12 protein-coding genes are annotated in these 13,532 nt (G+C 42.9%); 8 read left to right on the top strand and 4 right to left on the bottom strand.

Annotation, left to right across the window (positions count from 1 at the left end):
- The first annotated feature begins 595 nt into the window (after positions 1-595).
- From JWR61_RS26860 to JWR61_RS26830, 7 genes are all read left to right on the top strand, one after another.
- Positions 596-1,912 (top strand): DUF2231 domain-containing protein, encoded by a 1,317-nt coding sequence (locus JWR61_RS26860; RefSeq protein WP_301930728.1) that lies wholly within the window; start codon positions 596-598, stop codon positions 1,910-1,912.
- A gap of 718 nt (positions 1,913-2,630) precedes the next feature.
- The gene (locus JWR61_RS26855) at positions 2,631-2,822 is read left to right on the top strand and encodes a hypothetical protein (protein WP_301930727.1); all 192 of its coding nucleotides are present in this window, start codon (positions 2,631-2,633) and stop codon (positions 2,820-2,822) included.
- A 116-nt stretch (positions 2,823-2,938) separates the two neighbouring features.
- The gene (locus tag JWR61_RS26850; protein WP_301930726.1) at positions 2,939-3,559 is read left to right on the top strand and encodes a hypothetical protein; all 621 of its coding nucleotides are present in this window, start codon (positions 2,939-2,941) and stop codon (positions 3,557-3,559) included.
- 94 nt (positions 3,560-3,653) lie between these two features.
- Positions 3,654-4,646 carry a hypothetical protein gene (locus JWR61_RS26845; RefSeq protein WP_301930725.1) on the top strand — a complete coding sequence of 331 codons (993 nt, stop codon included), beginning with the start codon at positions 3,654-3,656 and terminating at the stop codon, positions 4,644-4,646.
- 256 nt (positions 4,647-4,902) lie between these two features.
- Positions 4,903-6,669, top strand: coding sequence for an OmpA family protein (locus JWR61_RS26840; RefSeq protein WP_301930724.1), 1,767 nt, complete (start codon positions 4,903-4,905; stop codon positions 6,667-6,669).
- Between the two features lie 162 nt (positions 6,670-6,831).
- A complete protein-coding gene (locus tag JWR61_RS26835) occupies positions 6,832-7,671 on the top strand; it encodes an ABC transporter permease (RefSeq protein WP_301930723.1) in 840 nt (279 codons plus the stop codon).
- Positions 7,668-8,465 carry an ABC transporter ATP-binding protein gene (locus tag JWR61_RS26830; RefSeq protein WP_301930722.1) on the top strand — a complete coding sequence of 266 codons (798 nt, stop codon included), beginning with the start codon at positions 7,668-7,670 and terminating at the stop codon, positions 8,463-8,465. Before JWR61_RS26835 ends, JWR61_RS26830 begins: the two co-directional genes overlap by 4 nt.
- A gap of 158 nt (positions 8,466-8,623) precedes the next feature.
- On the opposite strand, the gene JWR61_RS26825 is transcribed toward JWR61_RS26830, so the two are convergent.
- Together JWR61_RS26825 and JWR61_RS26820 are read right to left on the bottom strand one after the other, a co-directional pair.
- The gene (locus JWR61_RS26825) at positions 8,624-9,151 is read right to left on the bottom strand and encodes an alpha/beta fold hydrolase (RefSeq protein ID WP_301930721.1); all 528 of its coding nucleotides are present in this window, start codon (positions 9,149-9,151) and stop codon (positions 8,624-8,626) included.
- Positions 9,151-9,384, bottom strand: a complete 234-nt coding sequence (locus tag JWR61_RS26820; protein ID WP_301930720.1) for a hypothetical protein — start codon at positions 9,382-9,384, stop codon at positions 9,151-9,153. Before JWR61_RS26820 ends, JWR61_RS26825 begins: the two co-directional genes overlap by 1 nt.
- 279 nt (positions 9,385-9,663) lie before the next feature.
- Between JWR61_RS26820 and JWR61_RS26815 the strand changes: the two genes are divergently transcribed.
- Entirely contained in the window at positions 9,664-11,547 is a 1,884-nt protein-coding gene (locus tag JWR61_RS26815; RefSeq protein WP_301930719.1) for a peptidase M61, read from the top strand.
- Positions 11,548-11,749: 202 nt separating this feature from the next.
- Here the strand turns inward: JWR61_RS26815 and JWR61_RS26810 are convergent, their stop codons facing one another.
- The gene (locus JWR61_RS26810; RefSeq protein WP_301930718.1) at positions 11,750-12,757 is read right to left on the bottom strand and encodes an MlaD family protein; all 1,008 of its coding nucleotides are present in this window, start codon (positions 12,755-12,757) and stop codon (positions 11,750-11,752) included.
- An 8-nt stretch (positions 12,758-12,765) separates the two neighbouring features.
- Complete coding sequence (locus JWR61_RS26805; protein ID WP_301930717.1) at positions 12,766-13,530, bottom strand: ABC transporter ATP-binding protein; 765 nt, start codon at positions 13,528-13,530, stop codon at positions 12,766-12,768.
- Positions 13,531-13,532: the final 2 nt, after the last annotated feature.

Genomic DNA, 13,532 nt, shown 5'->3' with positions numbered 1-13,532 from the left:
ATTAAAAAGTAAAAATTAAAAAGTAAAAAGGCAAAACTGAAAGGCAAAATGATTATGCGATGCAATTATGCGGCCTCGCCTGATTAGGATGCGACTATTCAAATTGAAAAAAGTTCTTTGTATTTATTTGAAGTGTTTGTATAGCCTGAAATAGGTAGTTAGCCTCTACTTTCTTTTTTTTCTTGATAAAAAAAAGAAACAAAAAAAATCAAGGCTGCGAATAAAAAGGCTGAAATTTTCAACACAATCCTACAATCAAGGAACTCGCCGGAGGAGTTAAAATAATTTAAAGGTCGTGCTGGCTCAAACAGCCTTGATTGCTTAACGGATTGCGCTGAAAATTTCTAGCACTTTTTATTCGAGGCCGTTTGAAGAGTATGCGTTGTTGTTGCAGTTACGCAGCCCCGCCGGCTGCGGAGGCGACTATTCGAATAGAAAAGATCTTTGTATTTATTCGAAGCCGTTTGAAGAGTAAAAAAGTATTGCTATGATTGATATATAGGCTCCGCATCCTTATCATTTTATTTTTTATTAATAATAGAAAGAAGAGATTGATTAAACTTACAAAGATGCCCATGTTTAAAATATTTACTGTATGATTTTGCTGGATATCACCACTTTTATGGGAAGGCTTCACCCGATGGTAGTCCATCTGCCGATTGGCTTTTTACTGTTGGCTGTGGTGTTTGAACTGATGTCTTATTCGAAGAAATTCAGTTACCTCAAAACTGCTGTTTCCATAACGTTATTGTTTGGTTTTATTACCGCAACGGCGGCTTGTTTGCTGGGGTATTTATTGTCCCTGTCGGGCGATTATGAATATGTGCAATTGAACCGGCACAAGCTTACGGGCATTGCAGTAGCCATTTTGTCGGGGTTGTTGTTTTTGATGACTACAAAAAAAATCAGCAGCAGGTTACCTATTCCTGAGAAAATATTGTCGGTTGTTTTTGTAGGGCTGTTTTTTTTGATGACTTATACCGGTCACCAGGGCGGTAATTTGACGCATGGCAGCGACTATTTATCCATGAACGTGTTACAGGGTGGCGAAAGAAAAAAGCCGGCCTCGGTTGAGGAAGCCTTGTTGTTTGAAGATGTGGTGCAACCGTTGCTGATCAAGCGTTGCGGACAATGTCATGCTTCGGGAAAACTGAAGGGACAGTTGTCTGTACAATCACTTGCCGCCTTGCTGAAAGGTGGTAAAAGCAGGGCGGCGGTAGTAGGCGGCAACCTGCAGGGAAGTGAATTGTACCAGCGCATCACCATGGATCCTTCTAATGAAAAATTTATGCCCGCTGATGGTAAAACACCTTTTACCAAACAGGAAGTGGCGCTGATTAAGTGGTGGATTGAAAAAGGCAATGCAACAGCTGGTGTAAAAATGGCCAGTCTGAAAAACGCCGATGCAATCAAACCCAACGTAGCTGCTTTGCTGGGGATGGGCGATGCGGGTGAAGTGGCTGAAAGCAATGGCCCGGAAGTCAACCCGGATATCCCCAAAATGGTTGATCAAAGCCAATTGGACAGCCTGCGCAGCAAGGGCATGCAGGTAAGAATTATGTCGCACAACCCGGTAATGCTTGATGTGACATTGCCTGCGGGCGCTACGCAACCATTGAGTAACATGAAAAGCAATTTAAGAGCCGTTGCCAAAAACATCGTATGGTTAAACCTGTCGCATAACAATTGTACCGATGCCAGTCTTGATTTTTTACCGCTGATGACCAACCTGGAGAAACTGCGGCTGGAAAAAAATCCGCTGACGGATGGCATCGTCAATCAGCTCAGCGGCCTGCAACACCTCGAAGCGTTGAACCTGAATGAAACAGGAGTTACTGCCGCGGGACTGGAGAAATTGAAATCGATGGGTTCGTTGAAGCGGGTATATAGTTGGAATGGGGGAGGTAAGTAGCGCCAGCGCCAGCTGGCGGCAAGTACGTCTACTTCTGCTGATGGTGGGTTTCAATAGTTAGTGATGGCGTTCATGTCGCAAAATGTACCCTTTTTTTGCTTTTTTGATACCTCAATTCTTGTCTGCCGTTGATCCCCGCTTTGCCGGATTATGTAAGCAAGCTTACTAAAATGATCAACACACTGAGCTCAGCGCTGTTGCCGCTCATCACCACAATACAATTACCACATCTACCTGTATTTACCGTTCTGCTTATTGGTTGAACGGCTGTTATGCCCTTTTTAACTGTCGAAAAGTACATATTTAACGTGTTCAGAAACTGCGAAAACTACAGAGTCAAAAATTTGCAACATCGTTTAAATATTTATATTGCCACTAATCCCGCTATATTGCCAGCGAACAGACCTTAACACACCATTTGAGATCGTTTTTTTACCGCTTGTGAAAGTAGAAATTCCGTTTGTATCGAATGGTCTTCATCCATATCCGGCGGCGATATATCTTTACTCCATCAAATCAAACAGGAGTATCACTCCAACAAATATGTACAACAAATTTCTGGAACAGCTTTTCACCCTTGTAAGACAAAGGGAAAATCCACCGGAAATCTCCAGCCTGTAAACGTCTCCAAACAGTAAAGATTTTAATCGGAATCACTTCCACCCGGTCTGTGAAACAGGCAGGTGAAATTGTTCTCAACCAACAATCATTTTCAACGATGAAAAAAAGTAAACTGGTGCTAACCGGTATTGCAATAGGTATGTGTGCAATGTTGTTGCTGCAACAACATCATTGTGTTAATAATAATAAACAGCAGCACAACACATCTGTGCAGCAGGATTCATCACAGCAGAATGCGGACACAGGAATTCCCCTGGTGAGGATCGGTTTACAATCCAATCTATACTAAAAGTTATTTGCCCAGGATCAGGCAGGCTTTAAAAAAGTAATGAAAGTTACACAGGCCGTGCTATGCCCATGAGGTAATACAAACAAGCGTTTTTAACAACTAAAAAACAAATAACTATGGCAAGTTTTGGTAAAAAAATTCTTTCTGCATTTGTGGAAGTAACAGCCGAAGAAAAAGCTGTTATAAAGCCGGAAGAAAAACAATTCGATTCCACACCGGTAGCACCATCAAGGCCATTGCCTTCCACTACCACTCAAAAGTTTGAACAGTATTTTGATAAACTGTTCAGCGAGGCAAACCTGCCCGGTCCCGACTATTATGAGTTTGCAAAAATGACGCAGGCCATGATCGCCATCACCGATGAAAAAGCCAGGTATAGTGCGGCTTTTGCGGGCCTGGGTGTGCAGGGGCTGGATAAGAACAAGTTGCTGGATACGGCAGCCGCCTATTTAAAAATACTGGAAACAGATGCGGCCAGTTTTAATGCCACAGTGGATGCAGCACTAAATGAAAAAGTGCAGGCAAAGCAACAGGAGATACAACAAAAGCAACAACGCATGGAACAGTTAAGGCGGGAAATGATGGACCTGCAAAACCAGGTGCAGTTGCTTCAGATTGAAGTAAAAGAAAACGAAGACAAGATTGAAAGCAATACGGGTGGTTACAAAATTTCTGCTGAAAAAATGAAACAGGAGATACTGGCTGATATTGAAAAGATACAACAGTACATCGTGTAAACAGCAGCGGTTAAAAGATAGTCATTCGTAAATAAAGCAAACAACAACAACAATTATAACAATGGTCCTTACCGGGCTACTAAAAACAAACAAGATGATCAACACAATTAACCAAACAAAAAAACCGGGCTGGTTTGCCGAACCAAAAAACGTGGCCACTACCGTGGTAGGGATTTCGCTTTTTGCAGGCCTTGCTTATGGCTTCCTCACATTCGTGTTGCCCTGGCTGGTAACCGTTACCTGGAACATGGTCAACCTGGTGATCGGCGGAGCAATACTTGCCTTTCTGCTCATGATTGTTACCAATAAAAAGTTCTGGCGTGCGCTGCGATATTTTTCTGAGTTCATTGCCAACTACACTGTCGGGCTGGCGATTGAATTAAATCCGTTCAACATCCTGCAATTGAAAATTGAACAGGGTTATAAAGACAGGAACACGCTGTACCAGCAATCCGCCAGGTTGAAAGGAAAACAAAGTGAATTGATGGACAAACTGGGCAGCAAAGAAAAAGAGTTGCAACTGAATGTACAGAAAGTAAAAATTCTGCAGCACGAAAAAAGCCAGTCCAAACAGGTGGATCTGTACGCCAACAATGTGTTGCGTTGCCAGGAGTACATTAACAATGTTACACCCATCGTAGGCGATCTGAACAAGCTGATCAAATTCTCGGATACTGCGTATGAAGAAAGCGGCATTATGCTGGAAGATGCAAAGCTTGACCTGGAAGCAAAGAAGGATTTGTACTACTCAGTAACCACCGGCTTGTCGGCTGTAACCAGCGCTATGAAAGCGTTTAAAGGAGATGATGAACTGAACCAGGATGCAGAAAAAGCTTTGGCAATATTGAAACAACAGATCGGTGAAAAGATCGGCCACATTAAAAGTGCCATCGATGTTACCAGCAGGTTTATGGATGATAAGGTATTGGAGGATAAAGCAAAATCTGCGCAAGCCATTGAACTCATCAATCATTTTGACCTGAACAAGGATTTTAACTACACCAATAATGCCTTGCAAAACAACAGCAACAGCGGAAGGCTGAAAGATGTAAATGTAACAGACAGGTACAGGGGCTTGCTGGACTAGGTAATGGCCATAATGGCCCACGCATCGGAACGGAAATTATGCGCCACGACAAGGGCAGGCCACAACAAATTGAAGGGGCCGCTTAAGAAACAAAAAGTACAAGTGAGTGACACAACGATGTTGAACAATGCTTCAGCAGTTCGTTCCAAAGTAAATATTAGCATAACACAACGGCAGCAAAACGGGCATGCAACCGGAGTACAAATGATTGCCCGAATACAAACAATTTTAAACAACAACTATAAAACATGCAACTATGTCAGTCAAATTAAAACCAGCCGGAAAATTATTTATTATCGCAGCCATTGTAACTGCAGGTATATTCAGTGTAAAGTGGTACCAGGGCCGCCCCAAAGAGGCAGGCAAATCAGTTGACCTCGGCAAGGTAACACTGCCCGATGCAACGGAAGCTTCCTTAAGTAGCAACGCAGTATTGTTGCCTTTGCCATCTGCGGACAAAGCGGTAAATGGTGGTACACAAATTAACTGGGAACGGATGGCATGGAACAGCCAGTTCAGCGGTATGTATGCCAACGGCGGCGTACGCACTACAAAAAATTCTTTGTTCGATGCCGCCCACCTGGACATCACTTATGTTCGCCAGGATGATTGTAACCGGCAGATGGCAGACCTGGTAAAATTTGCCAGCGATTATAAAAGCAATCCCAACACACCGGGCGTGCTGATTACATTTATGGGTGATGGTATGCCGGCCTTTATGACTTCGCTTGCAAAGGAACTGGAGCCATTGGGTGCAGAATATCAACCCATCATTATACCGGTGGCACACGGGAAATCATTTGGTGAAGATCAGGTGATGGCACCGGCCAGCTGGAAACTGGATCCCAAAAACGCTATTGGTAAATGTGTGGCTGGTGTGCTTCGGGATGGCGACATCAACATACTGCTTAAATGGGCTGGTGACAACGGTTTGAAAGTAAACCCCGATGAAACCACTTATGATGGAACAGCCATCAATATCATTGCGGCAAACGATTTCCTGGATGCGCCCAACAAGTACATTACCGGCTACAGCGAAAAAAGAAAGGTAGTGGAAAATGGTAAAACAACCGGTCGTGATACAACGGTAGGTGTTGACGGTGTTGCCACCTGGACACCCGGTGATGTAAACATCGCTACCAAAAAAGGTGGACTGGTAACCATTGCCAGCACCAGGCAGTATGCCAGCCAGATGCCGAACCAAACCATCGCCATAAAAAAATGGGCCAACGATCACAGAACTGATATTGAGAACATGATCATAGCCCTGGCACAGGCCGGCGACCAGGTGCGTTCTTTTAATGAAGCAAAAGCATTTGCTGCTAAAGTGAGTGCTGATGTGTACCAGGAAAAAGATGCGGCTTACTGGTTAAAATATTACAACGGCGTGGAAGAGAAAGACCTGCAGGGACAAATGGTTAGCCTCGGTGGTTCCACTGTGTTTAACCTGGCAGATATGGCCAATACATTCGGACTGGGTGAGGACAGGGTTGACCGTTACAAAGCGGTGTACAACACGTTCGGTAACCTGATGGTTAAAATGTATCCGTCACTGATGCCTACTTTTTTACCCTATGAAAAGGCGGTTGATAAAAGCTTTTTGTTGAGTGTGATATCCAACCACCCGGAACTGTTACAGGGTAAGGCCATACAAACCAACTATGCAAGCGAGATCACTTCGGCAGTATCTTCAAAGAGCTACAGCATAGCTTTTGAAACCGGCTCTGCCAGTATTAAACCCGCTTCTTACAAACTACTAGATGAAATTTTTGAATCAGCAGTAGTGGCGGAAGGATTGAAGATCGGTGTATACGGTCATACGGACAACAACGGCTCAGATGCAGTCAATATTCCGCTTTCACAAAAGAGGGCACAGGCTGTACAGGCTTACCTGGTTAAAAAAGGCCTTGCTAATAACCGCGTTGAAGCCAAAGGTTATGGTGCCGCTAAGCCCATTGCAGACAATAATACCGAAGCCGGTAAAAGTAAAAACCGTCGTGTTGAAATTGTGCTGGGTGAGTAATGTCAGCATTACCGGTTCTAAAAAAGAAAGGTGACTAACCAGTCATCTTTCTTTTAAAAAAATAATGGGCCAGGCTTTAGAATATCTATTAAACATCGTTGCGTCGCACACTTGTACAGTTGTTACAACATCAGCGCCCTCCAACACAAACACTACAAACAAATGGAAGCAATCATTGATAAACCCCTGGAAAAAACAGCACCCGTTGCTTTTTCTTCTTCCGGGTTCAGACAAATATTTACACCCTTTGGCAGGCTCAGCAGGCAGAACGTAGTCATCATGATCGTGCTGCAGGTACTGATCACTTTACTGATCTGGTATACTACATCAAACGGTTTAATACCAAAGCCCGGCAATGTTGCCAGTGCTTTTGGTAAATTACTCACAACAAAACTGCTGCTGGATAATATGCTGGTAAGCCTGGTGCTTACACTTAAAGCCATGTTGTATTCCATCATCATTACGTTATTTTTCGCCTATACATCTGTGATACCTTTTTTTAAAAGCATCGCACAGTTTATAGTAAAATGCAGGTACCTCACCTTAACTGGTTTGATCTTTATTTTTACCCTGCTCACAAAAGATGGCAGTGCGTTGAAATTATCACTGCTCGTTTTTGGTATCGTTCCTTTTTTTACCACGTCTTTTTTAGCCGTGATACTGAATATTGATAAGCAGGAATATGAGTTGTGTAAAACACTTGGCTACAACAACTGGCAGACATTGTACGAAGTAATTATTGTGGGTAAGGCCGACCAGGTGTTTGAAATTCTGCGGCAAAACTTTGCCATCTCCTGGTTGATGATCACCATGGTAGAAGGATTGAGCATGAGCGAAGGAGGTATCGGTTCCTTGCTGATAAAATACAACAAATACAACGACCTCACCAATGTGATCGCATTACAGCTCGTGATTTTTTTAATTGGGCTCTGTTTCGATTTTTTACTGGGCAGCATGCGCCATTGGTTATTTCCTCACAGTAAATTAAAACAAGCAACATGATGACAGCACATATAAAAGATAAAACACTGCTGCAGGCAAACAATGTAAGCCTTCGGTACGGCGACAATATTATTTTAAGAGATATCAATTTCTGCATCAAAGACATTATTCGTCCGGATATGCAGCAGGGCCAGGTGATCTCGCTTATCGGCAGGAGTGGAATAGGTAAAACACAATTGTTTAAGATACTTTCCGGTTTGCAGCAACCTACGGGTGGTTCGGTAACCATCCATGATGGCCAAACCGTGCGAGCCGGCGACATGGGTGTGATCTTTCAGAACTATTATTTGTTTGAATGGAGAACCGTTTATCAATCCCTGATGCTGGCAGCGCAAAAAAACAACGCCTTAAAAGGCAATGAAGCAGCCATGATTGAGCACTATGCAAAAGCGTTTCATTTAGAAGCCGAGCTGAAAAAATACCCGCAGCAATTATCAGGCGGTCAACGTCAGCGGGCAAGCATCATTCAACAATTACTAAAAGGGTCTGACTTTTTATTACTGGATGAACCCTTCTCCGGGCTGGATGTATGTGTGCTGGATAACGTTACAGATTTGTTGCTGCAGGTATCGGTTTCAGATGAACTGAAAACGCTCATCATTGTATCGCACGACATAACAACATCGGTTGCTATTTCAGATACCGTACTTATCATGGGCAACGAAGCAGGCAAGCCCGGCGCCACCATAAAAAAAGAAATTGACCTGGTTGAAAGAGACCTGGCCTGGAAAAAAGACATCAAAAAAGAAAAGGCTTTCATCGATACCGTGGAAGAAATAAAAGCTTGTTTGTAGTTGTTGAAAGCTGGCATTCCCTCTTTTGCAAAAGCAGAAGGGGGTTGCCTTTTTTAAGGATGTTATATAAAACAGTATGATAACAGCAACTGAATTATTCGCCTCCGCTGCTGATTCAAGTATTTATAAATATCAAATTGCAGCTGAGGTAAACACCATCACTCACCCCCAACTTTCTTAAGTATACTTACCAGCGCTTCCGGCGCAGACCATTGCGGATTGTGATCTGCTTCCAGTTGAAGTACCGGCCAGTGCTTTTGCTTTGCACGTTCTGCCTGTGAAGCAAAATCATCGTCTTTTGCCTCTTTCCCTTTTTCTACGGTAAGGATGTACGTTGTGGGTATTTTTAGTCTTGATGCGTTGGTAAGCGTTATCTTATCTGACAATGTTTTGAAAGGATGCGGCACATCTTTGGGTGGTAATTTGCCGGCCGGTACCCAGGAAGGAACCACGAAACCATTTACGGTCATTTGTTTCAACCTGTCTGCACGGGGGCCTTGTATGCTCAATACACTTTCGCCGTTTTCTGGTACCATGGCATCCAGGTAAATCAATTTTTTAATTCTGCCGGGCAGACTGTCTGCTACACCGGTAACCACCATCCCGCCGTAGCTATGACCAACCAGGATCACATCATGCAAATCTTCAAACAGGATCATGTTCACTACGTCTGTGATGTGTGTCATTAAGCCGACATCTGTTGTTGCAGGTGTACTCTTTCTCCCTGACCGGTTAAAGAGGGCCGGTAAACAATACAACCTTGTTCCCTGAGCAATGAATCTACTTTTTTAAAAGCCCAGCTGCCACCCCAGGCGCCATGCACAATTACGTATACGGGTTTGGCAGAGGTTTGGGCAAATGAAGGATGATATGCACCAAACGAAATCAGGAGCAATAATAAAGTAAGGCAATTTTTCATAACAGCGTTATATTTAAATGTAGCCTTGAAGTTAACAACAAAAATTCAAGTTGTCGGTGAAGGATAGTTAACAGGTATGGAAAGCGTTATTCAAATGTGTACAAAAGATTTATGGGAAGCTGATTATGTTGGACGATAAAGCTGTGCCGGCAGCATCGGTTTTTACAGATTGATGAATGGTGATTGAAATTCAAATTTCAACTGGATCTTTGGGGATTAATATTTATATAACCGGCAAACGAATAAACAGCTTTCTTTGCGAAATAAATTTTTTAAAACATGATAACATCTTTCCTGAAAAATAGCCTGGTAACGGCTTTAATGATCATATTATTTGACGCATCGGCAGCAGCCCAGCAGGTTTACCAATACAGTGTGGACCTTACCAAACTGAAAGATGATAAACTGGAAGTTGAACTCATCGCCCCGGCCATTACGCAAAAGGAAATACATTTCTACCTGCCGAAGATTGTACCCGGTACTTACATGAACAGCAACTATGGCAAGTATGTGCAAAACCTTAAAGCCTTTAATAAAGCCGGCAAAGCGCTACCAGTCGAAAAATATGGCGATAACGGATGGACGATTAAAAATGCTGTTCAGGTGTACAAAGTTAATTACACAGTAGAAGATACCTGGGACGCCACCATCGATAATAAAGTGTACTCGATGTGCGGCACCAGCTTTGAAGCCGGTAAGAATTTCATTTTAAATACGCCCGGCATTTTCGGTTACTTCGAAGGCATGAAACAACTTGGTTTCAATCTGTCGTTTACCAAACCGGCAGGCTTTTATGCTGCAACGGGCTTGGTACCCACATCAACCAACAGCAATACCGATGTGTTTACTTGTGCGAATGCAGATCATCTGTATGATTCACCCATCATGTATTCCTTGCCGGATACCGCGACCATTAAAGTAGGTAAAACAGATGTACTGATTGCTGTTTACTCGCCCCACAAAATGGCAACAGCTAAATTTGTGGCTGCACACATGCAGACCCTGTTACTGGGCGCCAAAGACTATCTCGGCGGTAAACTGCCGGTTGAAAAATATGCCTTCATTTTTTACTTCAATGGTGAACAGCCCAAGTCGTATGCAACGGGTGCGTGGGAGCATTCCTACTCTTCTTTTTACAGCCTGGATGAGGCGCCTGAAAAGCAGGCCGTGGGCGGTTGGGTAAGTGTTGCTGCGCATGAATTTTTTCACATTGTTACACCGCTTACCATTTGTTCCAAAGAAGTAAGACAGTTTAATTTTAATGAAACTGTATTGAGCAAACACCTTTGGTTGTACGAAGGCAGCACGGAATATTTTTCGCAGAACATGCAGGCATGGTCGGGTATCATCACACCTGAAAAGTTTCTGGAGAATATGTCGCAGAAAATTAATTATTCAAGGGAAGCGATGAACGACAGTTTGTCGTTTACAGAACTGAGTAAACAAAGTGCAGGTAAATATGCTGATCAGTATGGCAATGTATACATGAAAGGTGCGCTGATCAATAACTGTATTGATTTGTACCTGCTGGAGTTATCCAATGCGCAATATGGTCTCAGACAATTAAAGCATGACTTAGGTGTGCTGTACGGCAAGGATAAATATTTTGAAGATGATTCGCTGTTCAGCGTCATCGTAAAACTAACTTACCCCGAGTTAGGCACTTTCTTTAAAACTCATGTGGAGGGCGGAACTCCCATTCCGTATGAAACTTATTTTGCCATGGCAGGGGTAGACTATATTCCTTCAGAAGATTATAAAGATTTTACGCTGGGTGGAGTAATGCTAAATGATACCCCGGATGGTATGGTAAAGATTGGCATAAAGGACCTGAATGAAGTAGGAAGAAAATTGGGCTATAAAGAAGGAGATATATTCATCAGCTTAAATGATTCATTGGTGAATGCCAGCAATCTTGAGACAAGGATTAGTGGACTGTTTGCCAATGCCAAAGAGGGTGATGTGATGAAAGTAAAAGTAAAACGTTTGAATGCCCAGGGACAAGCCGAAGAAAAACTGTTGCAGGGGACCATGACAAAAGTCGAAAAAAAGCGCAGGCATGTGCTTCGCTTTATGAATAATCCAACTGCCGAACAGTTACGCATACGCAATGTTTGGCTGAACGGACACGCCGCTGCCGGGGCTGCAAATGCCGAACGTTAGTATTCATTTAATTGATCAGAATGAAATGACCGGCATAGGCGAGCCTTATTGATTCAGTATACTGTTTCAATAAGGCTTTTTTATAAATGATGTATGACGGTTGTTGATGATATGCCTATACAGTATGCCTGATAAGTTGCCGCATTATTTTTAATGTTGTCATGAAAAAGCAGGATTAAAAATAAAGTTTTCCTGTGTGGAATTATTTGATGAGCGTACTATTTTCCATTGAATCTTTCAGGGCCTTCTCTTCTGCTTTGGCCCGTTTTTTAAAGAAGCCACGCAGCAAAAAATTATGTTGTAAAGCTTCCATATTTTCATCCAGTTTTTTTGTACCGGACTGCAGGTTAGCTAATGTGCGTTGAATGTTGGCAGCAGCTGCCGGATCGTTCAGTAATACGCCTGCTGGCCCTTTGTTACTGTTGAGTTTAGCCGTGGTAGCATTTAAGTTTTCAACCACCGCGTTGGCACTTTGTGATGCCTGGTTTAATTGTGCGGCAGTTTGTCTTAACGAGGCTACAATGGTGGTATCTGTTGCCAGGTCATTCATAAAATGACCTTTATCATTCAGCTTTTTTGAAAACTCGGCCATGTTTGAAGTGAGTACCTGTGCATTGTTGCCAGCCCTGTTTAAAGTGTTCATGGCAGATTGCAGGCTGTTGCCGATCGTTTGATCATTCAACAATTTCCCTATCGTGCCTTTGCCTTCTGCGAGTGATTTGCTTACTACTTTTAAATCGTTTGTAATTGCCAGCAGGTTTTTATTATTGCCCTGTAAAGTCGCCATCATCTCTTCTGTGCCAAGCGCAGTTTCTACTTGTAGTGTATTGCCCGATACAATCTCCGGCGCAGCCGCAGTACCGCCATACAACACCAAAATTTTATTGCCTATCAAACCATCGGTGCTTAGTTTTACTTTACTATCGGTACGAATTTTTTGCTGCACATCTTCTTCAATAGAAAAGCTTACCAGCACGCCATTGTCTATAAAGCTCACTTTTTTTACCACACCTACTTTTACGCCGGCGTACCAAACATTGCTGCCCTTTGCCAACCCGTTTACATCTGCAAAAACAGCATTGGCCAGCACCGTTTTTTTGAATGATTTATCTTTGCCGCCAATTATAAAAACACCTGCCACTAAGATGGCTATGCCTGCGATAACAAATACACCTGTAAGCACCGCGTTTAAACCTTTTTTGTTTGCCATATTCTTTTTTATGTAAAGTTGTATTCGTAAAAACTTTTTATTCTTTCATCATTCGAATCAAATACTTCCCCGAATGTGCCCTGCTTTTGTACTACGCCATCAAACATCATTACCAACCGGTCGCCGGTTACTTTGGCACAAACCAAATCGTGTGTGATGATGATGGAGGAAACACCGAATTCTTTTTTTATACTGTTAATCAGGTTGTTTATTTCTATACTTGATATCGGGTCCAGTCCTGCTGTTGGTTCGTCGTACAACATAATTTCCGGGCGCAGCACCAAGGTTCTGGCAATGCCGATTCTTTTCTTTTGTCCGCCCGAAAGTTCAGCCGGGTATTGATCCCTGCTTTTGATCAGCGAGACGGCATCCAGTACTTCATCCACCCGTTTCTTTACCTCTGCTTTGGTAAGGTGTTTAAAATTGCGCATCAATGGAAAAGCGATGTTTTCTTTTACCGTCATGCTGTCATATAACGCACTCATCTGAAAAGAGAAACCTACTTTTAACCTCAATGCTTCCAACTCCCTGGCCCTTAAATTTTTTACATCTTCACCCAATACTATTACCGAGCCTTCGTCCTGTGTAAGCAAGCCGCAAATGATTTTTATCAGTACTGATTTGCCCGTACCCGACCTGCCAAGCACTACCACATTTTCGCCCCTGTCTACTTCTAAATTCACGCCCCGCAACACATGATTGTCGCCAAAAGATTTATAGAGCTCTTTAATATCAATCACTATTTCTTTGCCTGTAGTATCGTTTATTTCCATTG

It is taken from the genome of Ferruginibacter sp. (assembly GCF_028288465.1).
Taxonomy (GTDB): Bacteria; Bacteroidota; Bacteroidia; order Chitinophagales; family Chitinophagaceae; genus Ferruginibacter.
Note: the sequence above shows the minus strand (reverse complement) of the source record. Positions and strands in the feature narration are given on the sequence as shown.